This is a genomic window from Sphaerisporangium sp. NPDC005289, assembly GCF_040607455.1.
Classification (GTDB): domain Bacteria; phylum Actinomycetota; class Actinomycetes; order Streptosporangiales; family Streptosporangiaceae; genus Sphaerisporangium; species Sphaerisporangium rhizosphaerae.
On the sequence record NZ_JBEXGS010000015.1, the window covers coordinates 172,161 to 188,342 of the forward strand.

The window sequence follows — 16,182 nt, forward strand, 5'->3', positions numbered from 1 at the left end:
AGCGTTGACGGATCCGAACACCGGCACCGGCATGCGGACCGCTCCGGTCGCCGGGATCGTCGGCGGTGTCGGCCCGCTGGCCGGAGCCCACCTGTACGAGCGGTTCGTCCGGCTGACCGCGGCCGAAACGGACCAGGACCACTTCTCCGCCGTCCTGCTCAGCCGGCCGTTCCCCAGCCGGATCGGGCATCTCGGCGGTGTGCCCGGCGCCGGATCGCCTCTCCCCCACCTGGTCGCGGCGACCAGGGCCCTGCAGTCGCTGGGATGCACGGTGGTGGCGCTCGCCTCGGCGACGACCCACGCCTACCGGGTGGACATCCAGCGGCAGACCGGCGCCACCATCGTCGACGGGCTGCGGGCGGCCACCCGGGACCTGTCCGCCCGCGGCGTCACCCGGTGCGTGGTGTTCTGCACGTCACCGGCCCGGCGGCAACGCCTGTACGAGCCCTCGTGGCCGGACGACGTCGAACTGCACTACCCCACGAGCGCGGAGCAGGAGACGCTGGACCGGCTCATCCTCGCGGTGAAGAGCGGCCGGACCGGTCCGGCCGAGGTGGAGGTTCTCGATGGGCTCATCCGCCGCTACCGCAGGCGTGGTCTCACCGTTCTGCTCGGGTGCACCGAGCTGCCGCCGCTGTGGACGCCGGACGGGCCGAGCGCCGCCGTCGTGCCGGTCACCGACGCGATCGCCGCGGCGACGATCGCCGCCATCAGCGACCCTGCGGCGGGCGGTGACCGACCGCGGTGACCAGTTCGGCGAGGGTCATGCCGGGATCGGTGACGATCATCCGCAGCACCGAGGTGACGCACCTGTCGATGTCCTCGATCATCGCTGGGCCGTACGCGCTCCGGTCGTACTGCATCTCGAACTCGTACGGTGCCCCGCCGTTGACGATCAGGCTGAGCGGGTAGTTGTTCATCTCGCGTACCCGCAGGGCACCCGCGGACATACCGCCCAGCGCGGTCCGGATCCCATCGTCGACCGGGTAGTTCCCGACCACCACGATGCTGTCGAACAGTGGCCGCCGCGGCGGGGTCTCGCTCCACGCGGTGATGTCGGCCAGTGAGGTCTGTTCGGACGGCATCCGGGTCCGGTCCGTCTGTATCTCCCGCAGCCAGTCGTCGAGCCGTTGGTCACCGGCTCCCAGCCGGACGCGGACCGGCAGCGTGTTGATGAACAGGCCGATCATCTGCTCCATCCCCGGCAGGTCCGCCCGGCCGGACACCGTGGCTCCGAAGACCACATCGGTGGCGTTCGTGTACCGGCCGAGCATCAGCGACCAGCCGGCCTGGAAGAGCGTGCTGGGGGTGATGCGCAGGCGTCGCGCGCACTCCTGCACCGCGGAGGACAGCTCCGCCGGAAGCTCGCGGTGGTGAACGCCGTACCCCGCGGCTTCGGACGGCTCGACGGGCAGCGTCGTCGGTTCGGTGAACCCCGCGAGGTAGTTCCGCCAGTACCTCTCGTCCATGCCGGTCTCGCGCTCCCCCTGCCAGGCGATGAAGTCCCGGAACGGACGGCGGGCGGGCAGCCGTAACTCCGCGCCCGATACCAACGCCTGATAGACGGCCAGCGCGTCGCCGATGAGCATGGTGATGCTCCAGCCGTCGAGCAGGATGTGGTGGGTTTCCAGAAGGATACGCCAGTTCCCCGGACCGATCTTGATCAGTGTGATCCTGGCTATCGGGGCTCGCTCAAGGTCGAAGGGATTGCGCCTGCCGTCGTCGAGCAGGTCCTCCAGGGCCGACCGCTGCCGGTCGGGGTCGCGGTCCGACCAGTCCAGACGCGTGACCGGCAGGCGCACATCCCGCTCGACCACCTGGAGCGCCGGATACACGGCCTTCCAGGTGAACCGGGTACGCAGCATGGCGGTCCTGCGGGTCACCTCCTGCCAGGCCAGGGCCATCACCTCCGCGTCGATGTCACCGAGTTCCCAGCTCACCTGCGTCAGGTAGACGTCGGCGTTGGCCGCGGTGAGCGTGTGGAACAGGATTCCCGTCTGCAGGGTGGACAACGGGTAGATGTCCTCGACGCCACGGCAGGAACCGAAGAGCCGCCGCACCTCCGCGGTGGACAGGCCGGTGAGCGGGTAGTCCGACGCGGAGCGCCCTCCGCTGTCCGGAAGCCGGCAGAACTCGACGATCCGTTCCAGCGCCCTGGTGAACTCGCCGGCGACGCCTTCGATGCGGCTCCGGTCGTGGACGTTGCGATCGTAGGACCAGTGCACGACAAGGCGCCCGTCCTGGATCCGGGCGTACGCCTCGATCAGGTGGGTACGCGGCCGGCTCGGCGCGTTCCCGGCCCGCACCGGATCCGGTACCTGGCGGACCAGGGCGTCCCCGCCGGAGGGAGTGCCGATCCGCCCGAGGTAGTTGAACAGGACCTCGGCCTGTGGAAGATCGTCGAGGCGGTGTTCGTCCGCGCGGATGTCGCGCAGCAGGCCGAGGCCGATGCCGCGGCGGGGAACCGCGCGCAACGTCTCCTTCACCGCGACCAGGCATCCGCCGACGTCGGCGGGGTCGGGCAGGTCCAGGTACACCGGGAAGACCGAGGTGAACCAGCCGACGGTCCTGGTGAGGTCGACGTCGTCGAAGAGCGGTTCCCGGCCATGGCCCTCCAGATCCACCAGCAGCCGCGGTGAACCGGTCCACGTGCCGAACGCCAGCGCCAGCGCCGTCAGCAACACGTCGTTGACCTGGGTCCGGTAGACGTCGGGCACCTCCTCGATCAGGGCACGGGTGATGTCGCGGGGCACTTCGGATTGGAAGCGCTCCGCGTCGCCGTAGGTGCCTCGGCCGGGCGTCCCCGCACCGTCACGGGGCAGAGACTCCGGCTCGCGGGGAATCGTGGACCGCCAGTAACCTGCCTCGCCGGCCAGCTCGGGAGAGCGGGCCATATCGTGCAGGCGCTCCGCCCATGTCGGGAAGGAGGTGGTCCTGGCGGGCAGCACGGGGTCGGTCCGGCCGTCGAGGAGCTGACGGCACACAGAATCGAGGTCCTCGGTCAGGATGCGCCACGAGACGGCGTCGACGCAGAGGTGGTGGACGACCATCAGCAGCACGGGCCTGGTGCCGTGACGTTCCAGGTACACCGCCCGGGCCATCCGGCCCGCCAGCGGGTCGAGCGATTCGGCCGCCCTCGTCGCGTGGTCGTCCAGCAGGGCGTCGAGGTCAGGGGCGTCCACTGTGACCCGGGCCAGCCGGTCCTCTGGCCGGTACGCCTCCACGGTCTGGGTCCAGGACCCGCCGTCGAAGACCAGTCTCGCCCTGAGCATGTCATGGTGCCGCACCAGGTGGTCGACCGCGGTACCGATGATCTCGGCGGGCAGGTCCGCGATGATCTCCAGGGCCAGGTACTGCGTCTGGTAGTCCCGGCGGGCGTCGCCGACCGAGACGAAGGAACGCTGGATCGGGGTGAGGCCCACCGGCCCGGTGACCTCACCCCGCTGGGCCGCCTCCTCGCCGTCGGTCTCGGTCTCGGTCTCGGTCGCGGCCGAGGCCAGCTCGGCGAGGCTCTGGTGCTGGAACAGCTGGTTGGGGCGCAGCCGCAGCCCGGAGGCGGCCGCCAGTGACGTCACCTCGATCGCGCGGATCGAGTCACCGCCGAGCGCGAAGAAGTTGTCGTGCACGCCCACCTCGTCCAGGCGCAGCACCGCCTGCCACACCTCGCCCAGTACCCGCTCCGCCCTGGTGCGCGGTGCGACCACCACCGGACGGTCAGGCGCAACGGCGGGCGGCGGAAGCGCGCCCACGTCCACTTTGCCGTTGCGGTTGAGGGGCAGGGAATCAAGGACGACGAACGCCGAGGGCACCAGATAACCCGGCAGACGACCCGACAGGCCGGCCCGCAGCGCCGCGGGCAACCGGCCGGGGTCGGCGATGCCGTGCGGGACCACGTAGGCCACCAGCCGCTTGTCACCGGAGGCGTCCTGCCTCGCCACCACGACGGCCTGGCGAACGGCGGGATCGGCCGTCAGGTGACTTTGGATCTCGCCGGGCTCGATGCGGACGCCACCGATCTTCACCTGGTGGTCGGTGCGGCCGAGGAACTCCAGCGTCCCGTCGGGAAGCCACCGGACAAGGTCACCGGTGCGGTACATCCGGCCGCCCGGTGCGCCGAAGGGGTCGGGCAGGAACCGTTCGGCGGTCATGCCCGGCTGGTCGTGGTAACCACGGGCGAGTTGGACACCCGTGAGGTACAGCTCACCGATGGCGCCCTGCGGGACAGGGCTTCCGGCGGCGTCAAGAACGTACACCCGGGTGTTCCACACCGGACGGCCGAGCGAGACCTTCTCCTCTCCCGGCCGCAGATCGCACCCGGTGACCTGGATGGAGGCTTCGGCAGGGCCGTACTGGTTGTGCAGCACGGCGTCGAAGGTCCGGTGGAAGCGGCTCACCAGGTCCGTGGTGATGGCCTCGCCGCCACAGATCACCAGACGCAGTTCCGCGCACTCCGCGGCGGCGGACTCGGCGACGACGAATCGCAGCACGGAGGGCACGAAGTGCGCGACGGTGATCCGCGCCTGCCTGATCAGGTCGACGAGGTATCTCGGATTCCCCTGCTCGCCGGGCCGGGCCGGCACCACGGTGGCTCCGGCGCTGAGCGGCCAGAAGATCTCCCACACCGACACGTCGAACCCGAACGGCGCCTTGTGCAGCACCCGGTCCCCCGCGGACAGTCCGTGCTCGCTCTGCAACCAGGTCAGGTAGTTGACGATGCCGGCGTGCGGCGTGACGACGCACTTGGGACGGCCGGTGGAGCCCGACGTGTGGATGGCGTAGGCGAGGTTCTGCGGGACGGTGGTGCCGACCGGCGGCGTGGTGGGGAATCTCTCCGTGGTGGCCCAGTCGCGTTCGAAGACGTAGGTCCCCATGCCGTCCACCGCGGAAAGCGTGGCCGGCCGGGTCCGGGTGATCAGCATCGACGCACCGGCGTCGGTGAGCAGCGAGGCCAGCCGGTCGACGGGCTGGTCCGGATCGAGTCCCAGGTAGACGCCGCCGGCCTTGAGGACGGCGAGGGCGGCGATGACGAACTCAGCGGACCGCTCGACACAGACGCCGATCATCGACTCGGTCCCGGTGCCGAGCGCGCGGAGGTGGTGGGCCAGCGCGTTGGCGCTTTCGTCGAGCTCCCGGTAGGTCAGCCGAACGTCCTCGGCGATCACGGCGACCGCGTCCGGCACGCGTTCCGCCTGCGCCTGTACGAGTTCGTGCAAGCATCGTCCGTCGGTACCCGGCCGGGCGGTGTCGTTCCACTCCTCCAGGACGCGCACGCGCTCCCGCTCGGCGAACGGCGGCAGTTCGGACAGCCTGCTGTCCGGACCGGCCGCGATTCCTTCGAGCAGGGCGGTGAGGTTGTCGGCGAACCGCTCGATGGTGGACCCGTCGTACAGGTCGGTGGAGTATTCGATCCGGCCGGTGAGGTCCCGCCCGCTTTCGCCGAATTCGACGGACAGGTCGAACTTGCTCGTGCGCGTCGCCACGGGCAGCGACTCGACGTGCAGGCCGGCCAGGTGCAGGTCCTCGCCGTGCGCCGAGGTACGGTCCGCCGCGGGAAACCGGGCCGGGTCGAGGTTCTGCCTCTCGTAGACCTGGAAGTTCACCTGAGCCAGCGGGTGCACGCTCAGGTTGCGCGTCGGCCGCAGTTCGTCCACCAGTTTCTCGAACGGCAGTTCCTGGTGGTCGTAGGCGTCCAGTGCGGTGCGGCGGACCCGCCTGATGAGCTCGGTGAACGGCGGGTCGCCGGCCAGGTCGGTCCTGAGCACCAGGTTGTTGACGAAGAAGCCGATCAGCGGCTCCAGGTCGACGTGGCCGCGGCCGGCGACCGGAGAGCCGACGACGATGTCGGTCTCGCCGCAGTACCGGGAGAGCTGCGCCTTGAACGCGGCCAGCAGCACCATGAACAACGTCGCGTCCTGTGCCGTGGCGATCGACCGCAGCAGCGCCACAGTCGGCTCGGGCACGGTGAAGACGTGCTCCGCACCGCCGAAGGACGGCACGGCACGGCGTTGCCGATCCGAGGGGAGGGTGAGGATCTGGGGTGTGCCGTCCAGCCGGTCGCTCCAGTGGGCGAGCTCCCCTCGCATGCGTGCACCGGACATCGTCCGGCGCTGCCAGAGGGCGAAATCCGCGTACTGCACGGCGAGGTCCGGCAGGGCCGGCGAGACTCCGTCGCGTGCCGCGGCGTACAGCGTGGCGATCTCACCGAACATCACGCCGAGCGACCAGGTGTCGGTCACGATGTGGTGCAGTGTGATCAGCAGAACATGGTCGTCGGTGGCCAGTTCGATCAGCTCGAGCCGAAGCGGCCGATCGGTCTGCAAGTCGAAGGGAACCCTCGCCTCGGCCATGGACCGGCGGACGGCTTCGGCCTCCCTGTCCGGCCTCCCGGCCAGACTCACCACCGGGATGTCGATGGGGCGGGGGGCGCCGATCACCTGGACGGGGTTTCCCGCGCGCACGGCGAAGGTGGTCCGCAGCGCCTCGTGGCGGGCGACCACGCCCGTGAACGCCCTGCGCAGGGCGGAGAGGTCCAGCGCGCCGCGTATCCGGTAGGCCAGGGGCGCGTTGTACAGGGAGCGCTCGGGCAGCAGGCCGTCGAGGGTCCACAGCCGTTGCTGGGCGAACGAGAGCGGCAGGTCCACGGCCCGGTCGGCAGGAGTGATCCGATTCGAGCGGCCTTCCCTGGTGATCAGAAGATCCAGCAACCGCTGCCTGTTCGCGACCGCTCGAGCCTGTGCATCTGCGCTCATCCTGCGATGCCCTCCACTTCCGCCGCCAGGTGAAGCGGGCTCACCGGCTTCGGTGCCCATCATGACCTCGCGCACCGGTACGGCACCGACGCGCGCGTGGTCGGCCGGCCGCGACGACACCGCTGGTCGGGCACATCACCGTCGGTGTGCATGGGACCGTTACGGGTCGAGTACGGGGATGGGACGACGGCCAGGGCCGCATCGCGCCCGCTGTGCGGCACACGAGCACCCGGCTTTCCCCGCCGTCCGGACAATCATTCCGTAGGCGACCCGTACCCGACCCGGCACCGGTCTCGATCACCAGCGGATACCTGCGCCCGAGTCGTTGATCTCGGTGACCTTCACACGTCCGTGCCATGACAGGCGCGCATTTCACCATGGGCGAGCAGCGAAACTCGTGAAAGAGGCCGTGATGCTTGAGCCCACCGACGAAGCGACCGGCCCGCCCGCGCCGCCCTCGGAGGAGTACCGCCGGCAGATCACCGAGTGGAACGCGACCGAGGTGACACGGCCTGTCATCCCGGTCCAGGTCCGGATCGCGGCGCAGGCCGCGCAGCGCCCGGACGCGGTCGCCGTGACCGACGGGACACGGTCACTGACCTACGGGGAACTCGACGCCGCCGCCGCCCGGCTGGCCCGCCGGCTACGTGAGGCGGGCGTGGTCCCGGATGTCGCCGTGTCGATCTGCCTGCCGCGCTCACCCGAACTGGTCATCGCCATGCTGGCCGTGCTCAAGGCGGGCGGCGCCTACGTACCGCTGGATCCGGACTACCCCGACGCGCACCTCGAGTACATGCTGACGGACTGCGGCGCTCTACTCCTGATCACCACGGACGACATCCGCGCACGGCTCTCCGTCCCCGAGGGCGTCCGGGTCCTGCGCCCCGGCGCCCGCGGCGGTGAGCTGAGCGACGCTCCGGTGGATCCCCGCAACCTGGCCTACGTCATCTACACATCCGGATCGACGGGACGGCCCAAGGGCGTCGCGGTCACGCACGCGGGTCTGGCCAATCTGGTGGCGTGGCACCTGGATACCTACCGAATCGGCCCCACTGACCACATCGGGCAGTGCGCCGCCGTCGGATTCGATGCTTCGGGGTGGGAGATCTGGCCCGCGCTGGCCGCCGGAGCGACCCTGCACATCGCCGGGGACGACGTGCGGCTACGGCCGGACCTGCTGCTGAGTTGGCTGGCGGACCGGCAGGTCACCGTCACATTCCTGCCGACCCCGCTCGCCGCGGAGGTTCTGAGGCTGCCGCCGCCACCGGGTCTGGTGCTGCGCGCGTTGCTCACCGGCGGTGACCGGCTCGGCGAGCGGCCCGCGCCCGACGCCGGATACGAGCTGGTCAACCACTACGGACCGACCGAGGCCAGCGTGGTCACCACGGCCGGCGTCGTCTCGCCGCGCACCGGTTCGCGGCGGGCGCCTTCGATCGGGCGGCCGATCGACAACGTCCGCGCCTACATCCTGGACCACGCCCTGCGCCCCGTCCCCCCCGGCGTCACCGGTGAACTGCACATCGCCGGGACGAGCCTCGCCCGCGGGTATCTGGGCGGCCCGAGGCTGACCGCCGAGCGATTCGTCCCCGATCCGTTCGCCACCCGGCCGGGTGAGCGGATGTACCGGACGGGCGATCTCGCCCGTCACCGCTCCGATGGCGCGATCGAGTTCGTCGGGCGGAGCGACGGCCAGGTCAGCATCGGCGGTGTCCGCGTCGAGACCGGGGAGATCGAAGCCAGGCTGCGGGACCACCCGGCGGTATCCGAAGCCGTGGTCACCGCGTGCGCCGGCGAGCGGGAGAACACCTACCTTGTCGGCTACCTCACCCCCGTGGCGGGTGGGACGATCGACATCGACGCCGTACGCGGACATCTGGTGGACCACCTGCCGGGTCCGATGATTCCGGCGGTCCTCGTGCCGCTGCGACGCCTCCCTCTCACGCCGAACGGCAAGATAGACGTCGGCAATCTCCCGGTGCCCGAGTCGGCCGGCGCCGACACACCCCGGGATCCGGTCGAGGAGCTGATCGCCACGACCTGGGCCCTGGTGCTGGACCTGCCGGAACCCGGCCGGATCGACGTCCACGCGAACTTCCTGACGCTGGGCGGGCATTCGCTGCTCGCGCACCAGGTGATCGCTCGCGTCAACGCGACCTTCGACGTCGACCTGTCCGTGCGCGCCCTGTTCGGCGCGCCCACGATCGCGTCGTTCGCCGACGTGGTCCGTCGCGCCGGTACGCCGGGGCGGATCGAGGCGATCGCCCGGCTGCTCCGTCAGGTCGACGAGATGTCCGACGACGAGATCGAACGGCTGCTCGCCGAGCACTCGACCACGGACCACCCCCCTGCCGAGGAACGGAAAGGAGAGCGGGCAGATGACCTCGACCGAAGATGACGACCGGTCCTACCTGGTCGTCGTGAACGACGAGGAGCAGTACTCGATCTGGCCGGAGGACCGGGAGGTCCCGGCCGGCTGGGAAGCGGTGGGAACGGGCCGTTCGAAACGGGACTGTCTCGGCTACATCGAAACGGTGTGGACCGACATGCGGCCGCGCAGTCTGCGTGAGCGCATGGCGGGCTCCTGAACAGGCCGGCGTCCGACGGCAGATGGATGGTGAGGCGTCATATGACCAGAGTTCCCGCAGGGGCGTCCGTCGTGATCATCGGCGGCGGAGTCATCGGAGTCAGCGCCGCCTACCACCTGGCCGCCGCCGGAGTGCGTGACGTCGTCCTGATCGAGCGCGGTGCCCTCGGGTCCGGATCCACCTGCCGCGCGGCGGGTGGGGTCCGCGCCCAGTTCTCCGACCGCGTCAACATCGAGCTGGCGACGCGCAGTCTTGAGACCTACGAGCGCTTCGGCGAACGCTTCGGCCAGGACATCGACCTGCGTCAGGTGGGTTACCTGTTCCTGCTGGACCGGCCGGAGACCGTGGCCGAGTTCGAGTCGGCCGTCGCCCTCCAGAACGACCTCGGCGTGCCCAGCCGGATGGTATCGGTCGCCGAGGCGCGGCGCCTGTCACCGTTGATCGGCACCGACGGGCTCGTGGCGGCCGTGTACTCGCCGACCGACGGCCACTGCACCCCCGAATCGGTGGTGCTGGGATTCGCCACCGCCGCCCGCAGGCTCGGTGCGCGGCTGGTCACCCACTGCGCCGCGACCGGTATCGAGCGCGACGGGGACCGGATCGTCGCGGTCGACACCGAAGGCGGCCGGATCGAGACCGACACGGTCATCTGCGCGGCCGGTCCCTGGTCTCGCGAGGTGGGCGCGTGGGCCGGCGCCGACCTGCCCGTCTTCCCACTGCGACGGCAGATCGTGCTCACCGAGCCGATGGACGGCGTCGATCCGGCGACGCCTTTCACCATCGATTTCGGCACCGCCTTCTATTTCCGCGCCGAGGGCGCCGGGCTACTGCTGGGCATGTCCGATCCGAACGAGAAGCCGGGCTTCGACACCAGCTGGTCGGAGAGCTGGCTGGAGGGGGTCGCCACGGCTGTGCAGCGAAGGGCCCCCGCTCTCGCGGAGGTGGGCCTCACCACCGGCTGGGCGGGCCTGTACGAGATGACTCCCGACCACAACGCGCTGATCGGGGCCGGCAGCGACGGCCGTTTCCTCTACGCCGCCGGGTTCTCCGGACACGGCTTCATGATGGGCCCCGCCGTCGGGGAGGTCCTGCGCGACCTCTACCTGCAGCGGCCGACCTTCACCGACATCAGCGGCTTTCACGCGGGCCGGTTCGCCGACGCCGCGAACCGCCCCGAACTGAACGTGGTGTGACCGACGACAAGGAGCTGGGGATGGCTAATGGCACCGGCCGCGCACCGCGGCGCATCTCGATTTTCGACACGACCCTGCGGGACGGCGAGCAGGCTCCGCGCAACGCGATGAGCCCGCGGACGAAACTCGATCTCGCCCTGCGGATCGAGGCACTCGGCGTGGACGCCGTGGAAGCCGGATTCCCCGCTTCGTCCGCCAAGGACGTCGAAGCCACCCGGCTGATCTCCGAGGCGCTCACCACCGCGCGGGTGGCGACCCTGTGCCGGGCGACCCGCGGTGACGTCGAGACCGCGGTCGAGGCGGCGGGCACGAGGAACCATCAGCTGCAGGTCATCGCCACCGCCAGCGAGATCCACCTTGAGCACAAGCGCGGCATCACCCGTGACACCGCGTTGCGTGAGCTGCGCGACGCCATCTCGCTCGCCTCCTCGCTCGGCGTCCCGTTCATCACCCTGGCGATGGAGGACTCCAGCCGCGGTTCACTCGACCTGCTGCGTGCCACCGTCGAGACCGCTCTGGAGGCCGGCGCCACCCAGGTCGGAGTCGGGGACACGATGGGGTGCTCGACACCGGCCGAGTTCGGGGAGCTGGTCGCGACGGTCCGGGAGTGGGCCCCGGCGACGGCGAGCCTCACCGTGCACTGCCACAACGACTTCGGGCTGGCGCTGGCCAACACCATGGCCGCCATCGAGTCCGGCGCGGACGAGGTCCAGGTGACGCTGGGCGGCATCGGCGAACGCGCGGGCAACACGGCCCTTGAGGAGGTCATCGGCCTGCTGGCGTACAAGAGCGACGTCTACGGGGCCACGACCGACGTCAAGACCGAGGGGATGTACGAGGTCTACTCGGCGGTCCGCGCGGCGATCGGACTCGAAGAGCCGCGCAACAAGGCGCTGTTCGGCACCTACGCCTTCTCCACCGCGGCGGGCATGCACCAGCAGGGGATGCTGCAGAACCCGCTGACCTACGAGTACGTCGAGCCGAGCCGGTTCGGCCGCGAGTCGCAGCTGCTGGTCGCCCGCCATTCCGGCCGCGCGGTGCTGCGGCACGTCGCCGCGCAGGCCGGACTCGACCTCGACGACGCCACGGTGGACTCGCTGTACGAGAAGTACGTCAACGGCCGTCCCGACGGCGACTGCGTCGAGCCGGGTGTCCTGCGCGAGGAGATCATCGCCGAGGTCGCGGGCACCGCGAGGGTGGCCCGATGAGCGGCGGTACGCTGGCCGAGAAGCTGTGGCGGCGCCACGTCGTCCGCGCGCTGGACGAGCGGACCGATCTGCTCTACATCGATCTGCATCTGATCCACGAGGTGTCCTCGCCCCAGGCGTTCGAGGGTCTGCGGCTGTCCGGCCGCCGGGTCCGGCGCCCGGAGCTGACGCTCGCGGTCGAGGACCACAATGTGCCGACCCGCTCGCTGACCATCGGCGACGACGCGAGCAGGGCGCAGATCGAGGCGTTGCGCGGCAACTGCGCCGAGTACGACATCGAGCTGTACTCCATCGGTGACGCCAGCCAGGGCATCGTGCACGTCGTCGGTCCCGAACTCGGACTGGTACACCCCGGAATGCTCGTGGTGTGCGGTGACAGTCATACCTCGACCCACGGCGCCCTCGGCGCGCTCGCATTCGGGGTGGGCACCAGTGATGTCGAGCACGTGCTCGCCACGCAGACGCTCGCGGTCGCCCGTCCCCGCACCATGGCGGTCGAGTTCACCGGCCTGCCCCCGGCGGGGACCGAGGCCAAGGACATGATCCTCGCGGTCATCGGCGCCGTCGGCACCAACGGCGCCCAGGGCTTCCTTATCGAGTACCGCGGCGAGGCGGTGCGCTCACTGTCCATAGAAGGCCGGATGACCATGTGCAACATGAGCATCGAGGCCGGTGCGCGCGCCGGGATGATCGCGCCGGACGACATCACGCTCGACTACTTGAGGGACCGGCCCTACGCGCCGTCCGGCGCGGCCTGGCAGGAGGCGGTGTCGGAGTGGGAGACGCTGGTGACCGACGACCCGGACGCCTTCGACCGCGTGGTCCATGTCGACCTCTCCGAGCTCAGCCCGCACGTCACGTGGGGAACCAATCCCGGGCACGCCTTGCCACTGAACGCGGCGGTGCCCTCGCCCGAGTCGTTCACCGACCCGGCGCAACGGGCCAGCGCCGAGCGCGCGCTGGAGTACATGGATCTCCGGCCCGGGACCCGGATGCGTGACATCCCGATCGACGTCGTGTTCATCGGCTCGTGTACGAACGGGCGGATCGAGGATCTGCGAGCGGCGGGCGAGATCCTGCGTGGCCGCCGGGTCAAACCCGGTGTCCGGATGCTCGTGGTGCCCGGCTCCGGCCGGGTGCGCGCCCAGGCCGAGCAGGAGGGCCTGCACGAGGTCTTCCAGGCGGCGGGCGCCGAGTGGCGCCTGCCCGGCTGCTCCATGTGCCTCGGCATGAACCCCGACCGGATCTCCGGCAGCGAACGGGTGGCGTCCACGTCGAACCGGAACTTCGAGGGGCGCCAGGGCGGCAGGGCCCGCACCCATCTGGTGTCGCCCGCCGTCGCGGCGGCGACCGCAGTGACCGGCAGGCTCACCGCCCCCCACGATCTGGTCTGAGAGCAGGCACAATGGAACCGTTCCTCACACATACCGGCCGGGCGCTGGTGCTCCGGCGCAGCAATGTCGACACCGACCAGATCATTCCGGCCGAGTTCGGCAAGCGGATCTCGCGGCACGGCCTTTCGGACGCCCTGTTCGCGCGGTGGCGCAAGGACCCCGGCTTCATCTTCAACTCCAAGGAGCACGAAGGCGCGACGGTGCTGATCGCGGACACGAACTTCGGCACTGGAAGCTCGCGTGAGCAGGCGGTCTGGGCGCTGCGCGACTGGGGGCTGGCGGCGGTCATCTCGACCCGGTTCGGCGACATCTTCCATCGCAACGCGTTGCGCAACGGCCTGCTGGCGGTCGTCCTGCCGGAGGAGGCCGTCGCGTCGCTGATGGACCGCGCCGAAGCCGATCCGGCCTTCGAGATCAGCATCGACCTGACGACGTGCGAGGTGAGCGCCGGACGGGACCGCTGGTCGTTCGACATCGACGAACGGGCACGCTGGCTGCTCCTCAACGGGCTCGACACCATCGAGGTGACCCTGCGCAACGCGGCCGACATCGCCGACTACGAGCGGAGCCGGCCGTCGTGGCTGCCCGAGATTCCGCGAGGCGGTGGCGCGACGCAGGCCAGAGCGGCCACCCGGTGACAGGCGGAGCGCCCCGGGCCGCGGGCGCGCGCCGCCTGGCCCGCATCCCCGCCGACGGCCTCAGCGAGTTGATCGAGGCGGGGCGCAGAATGGGCGCGGTGGACCTCGCGCTCGGCAGCCCCGGATGGCCACGGCCGCCGGAGGCGATGATCGACCAGGCGTGCGCCGCCCTGCGGGAGGGCAACAACCAGTACGGCGACATGCGGGGCAACGGGGAGCTCCGGGCGGCGCTGGGCCGGTCCTTCCGGACCCCGGCCGATCCCGACACCGAACTCACCATCACGGTGGGAACGGCCGGAGGGCTGGCCGTCGCGATGCTCGGCGTCCTGGACCCGGGTGACGAGATCGTCGTCTTCGAGCCGTTCTTCGAGCCCTATCTCGTCTCGATCGCGACGGCGTCGGCCGTGCCGAGGTTCGTCCGGGTCCGGCCACCCGACTGGCGGTGGGACGCCGCGTCGCTCGCCGCCGCGATCGGTCCACGCACCAGGGCGATCCTGGTGAACACCCCGAACAACCCCACCGGCCACGTCCTGGAGGAGGACGAGTGGGCGGTCATCGCGGAACTGTGCGAGCGCCACGACCTGGTGGTCATCTCCGACGAGGTGTACGCGTCGTACGTCTACGACGGCAGGCGGCACATCTCGGCGGCGGACGTGCCGGGCCTGCGGGACCGTGCGATCGTGGTCGGCAGCTTCTCGAAGAGTCACGCCATCAGTGGTTGGCGGATCGGTTTCCTCCGTGCCCCCGCCGCGCTCACCCGTTCCCTGCGGAGCATCCACATCGGCCTGACGGGAGGGGCCCCGGTGCCCCTGCAACAGGCCGTGGCCCGTTGGCAACAGCTCGACGGGCGCGACTGGGATCCGCGGCCGGAGCTTCAGCGGCTGCGGGACAGGGCGCTGCGCATCTTCCGCGGTGTGGGGTTGGGCTGCTCACGCCCCCGCGGAGGCTGTTATCTGGTCGCCGACCTCGGGCCGTACGGCCGGGAGGACTGCCGGTCCTTCGTCCACAGGCTCGCGACCGACCTCGGCGTGCTCCTCGCGCCGGGACGGCTCTTCCTGTCCGACCGGACATTGGACTCCGGCTTCGTTCGTATCGCGTTCAACAAACCGCAGGCATATCTCGACACCGCGCAGGGACGGCTGGCGACCCTGGAACCCCAGCGATGACGACCACGCTTTCTGAGGAGACCACAGTGACGGTGATCGCTGTTGTACCCGGTGACGGAATCGGGCCGGAGGTGACGGACGAGGCCGTCAGGCTCCTCGACGACATGCGGCTCGGACTCGAGTTCGATCACCTCGACGAGGTCAACGCCACCACGTTCCGGAGAACGGGGGCGGGCATGTCCCCGCAGGACTTCGAACGGATCCGTTCCTCGAAGTCGGTGCTGTTCGGCGCCATCGGCGCCCCCGGTGTCAACAACTCGGAGTACGGCCGGGGCGTGCTGATCAAGATGCGTTTCGAGCTGGACCTGTACGTGAACCACCGGCCGGCGTTCCTGTGGGAGGACCGGCTGAGCCCTCTGCGGGACGAACGCCGCAGGAACGTCGACTGCGTCATCGTGCGGGAGAACTCCGAAGGCCTGTACGTCGGAGTCGGCGGCAGGGTGCGCGCCGACACACCGCACGAGATCGCGATCGACGAGGAGGTCACCACCTACCACGGTGTCTCACGCGTACTCGACTACGCCTTCTCGAAGGCGCGCAAATCAGTGTGCCTCGTGGACAAGTCGAACGCCGTCCCCAACGGCGGGAACCTGTGGCAGCGCTGCTGGCGCGACGCGGTCGAGAAGAACCCCGGCATCGACTGTTCCCACCTGTACGTGGACGCGGCCGCGATGAGACTCATCGCCGACCCGTCGGCATTCGACGTCATCGTGACCAGCAACTCCTACGGTGACATCCTGAGCGACCTCACCGCCCAGCTGGCCGGCGGCCTCGGCATGGCGGCATCGGCGAACCTCAACCCTGAGACCGGTTTCGGGGTGTACGAACCGGTTCATGGCAGCGCACCCGACATCGCGGGGCGAGGAACGGCGAACCCCCTCGGAGCGATCCTCAGTGCCGCGCTCCTCTGCGAGGGGATCGGCCTCACGGAGGCCGCACTGGCGATCCGGGGAGCGGTGTCGGCGGCGGTGTCGGCGGGGCGCTGCACACCCGACATCGGCGGCTCATTGAGCACCCGGGAGGCCGGCGCCGCCGTTCGCGCCGAACTCGGGTGATCTTGGTCTGCCTCGACGACCTCGAAGATGCCGTTCCCGCGGAGCGCTTCGAGGCTGGTCGGCTGGTCAGGAATACCGCAGCCCTTTGAGAGCCGCGCCCGGGAGGCCGCTCGGGTGGCGCCCGGGCACCACGGGCCGTTCTCATCCTCAAGTTGGGGGATGAGGGCGGGGCGGGGACGGCGAAGGATGGAAGG

Annotated in this window: 10 protein-coding genes; 9 read left to right on the top strand and 1 reads right to left on the bottom strand. The window is 70.3% G+C overall.

Going from position 1 to position 16,182, the window contains the following annotated elements; translation table 11 throughout:
• The first annotated feature begins 4 nt into the window (after positions 1–4).
• Entirely contained in the window at positions 5–748 is a 744-nt protein-coding gene (locus tag ABZT47_RS25530; protein ID WP_354846892.1) for an aspartate/glutamate racemase family protein, read from the top strand.
• Here ABZT47_RS25530 and ABZT47_RS25535 read toward each other — a convergent pair.
• Positions 711–6,749 (bottom strand): amino acid adenylation domain-containing protein, encoded by a 6,039-nt coding sequence (locus ABZT47_RS25535; protein WP_354846895.1) that lies wholly within the window; start codon positions 6,747–6,749, stop codon positions 711–713. The two genes, ABZT47_RS25530 and ABZT47_RS25535, sit on opposite strands and share 38 nt — an antisense overlap.
• Positions 6,750–7,161: 412 nt before the next feature.
• Here ABZT47_RS25535 and ABZT47_RS25540 point away from each other — a divergent pair, with 412 nt between their 5' ends.
• The 8 genes from ABZT47_RS25540 to ABZT47_RS25575 are packed head-to-tail and all read left to right on the top strand — an operon-like array spanning position 7,162 to position 15,988.
• Entirely contained in the window at positions 7,162–9,144 is a 1,983-nt protein-coding gene (locus ABZT47_RS25540; protein WP_354846898.1) for a non-ribosomal peptide synthetase, read from the top strand.
• A complete protein-coding gene (locus tag ABZT47_RS25545) occupies positions 9,125–9,334 on the top strand; it encodes an MbtH family NRPS accessory protein (protein ID WP_354846901.1) in 210 nt (69 codons plus the stop codon). Before ABZT47_RS25540 ends, ABZT47_RS25545 begins: the two co-directional genes overlap by 20 nt.
• 41 nt (positions 9,335–9,375) lie before the next feature.
• The gene (locus ABZT47_RS25550) at positions 9,376–10,527 is read left to right on the top strand and encodes an FAD-binding oxidoreductase (protein ID WP_354846903.1); all 1,152 of its coding nucleotides are present in this window, start codon (positions 9,376–9,378) and stop codon (positions 10,525–10,527) included.
• Between the two features lie 20 nt (positions 10,528–10,547).
• Positions 10,548–11,735: a hypothetical protein gene (locus ABZT47_RS25555; RefSeq protein WP_354846905.1), complete on the top strand. Its 1,188-nt coding sequence runs from the start codon at positions 10,548–10,550 to the stop codon at positions 11,733–11,735.
• Positions 11,732–13,129, top strand: coding sequence for a 3-isopropylmalate dehydratase large subunit (gene leuC / locus ABZT47_RS25560; RefSeq protein WP_354846907.1), 1,398 nt, complete (start codon positions 11,732–11,734; stop codon positions 13,127–13,129). The genes ABZT47_RS25555 and leuC overlap by 4 nt, the downstream gene beginning before the upstream one ends.
• Positions 13,130–13,140: 11 nt before the next feature.
• Positions 13,141–13,767: a 3-isopropylmalate dehydratase small subunit gene (leuD, locus tag ABZT47_RS25565; protein ID WP_354846909.1), complete on the top strand. Its 627-nt coding sequence runs from the start codon at positions 13,141–13,143 to the stop codon at positions 13,765–13,767.
• Positions 13,764–14,933, top strand: a complete 1,170-nt coding sequence (locus ABZT47_RS25570; protein WP_354846912.1) for an aminotransferase class I/II-fold pyridoxal phosphate-dependent enzyme — start codon at positions 13,764–13,766, stop codon at positions 14,931–14,933. Before leuD ends, ABZT47_RS25570 begins: the two co-directional genes overlap by 4 nt.
• A 26-nt stretch (positions 14,934–14,959) precedes the next feature.
• Positions 14,960–15,988, top strand: coding sequence for an isocitrate/isopropylmalate dehydrogenase family protein (locus tag ABZT47_RS25575; RefSeq protein WP_354846915.1), 1,029 nt, complete (start codon positions 14,960–14,962; stop codon positions 15,986–15,988).
• Positions 15,989–16,182: the final 194 nt, after the last annotated feature.

Bases quoted from the DNA above. Each gene is read 5' to 3' on its own strand.
- ABZT47_RS25535 (WP_354846895.1), bottom strand. From the start codon at position 6,749: ATGAGCGCAGATGCACAGGCTCGAGCGGTCGCGAACAGGCAGCGGTTG.
- ABZT47_RS25540 (WP_354846898.1), top strand. From the start codon at position 7,162: ATGCTTGAGCCCACCGACGAAGCGACCGGCCCGCCCGCGCCGCCCTCG.
- ABZT47_RS25545 (WP_354846901.1), top strand. From the start codon at position 9,125: ATGACCTCGACCGAAGATGACGACCGGTCCTACCTGGTCGTCGTGAAC.
- ABZT47_RS25550 (WP_354846903.1), top strand. From the start codon at position 9,376: ATGACCAGAGTTCCCGCAGGGGCGTCCGTCGTGATCATCGGCGGCGGA.
- ABZT47_RS25555 (WP_354846905.1), top strand. From the start codon at position 10,548: ATGGCTAATGGCACCGGCCGCGCACCGCGGCGCATCTCGATTTTCGAC.
- leuC (WP_354846907.1), top strand. From the start codon at position 11,732: ATGAGCGGCGGTACGCTGGCCGAGAAGCTGTGGCGGCGCCACGTCGTC.
- leuD (WP_354846909.1), top strand. From the start codon at position 13,141: ATGGAACCGTTCCTCACACATACCGGCCGGGCGCTGGTGCTCCGGCGC.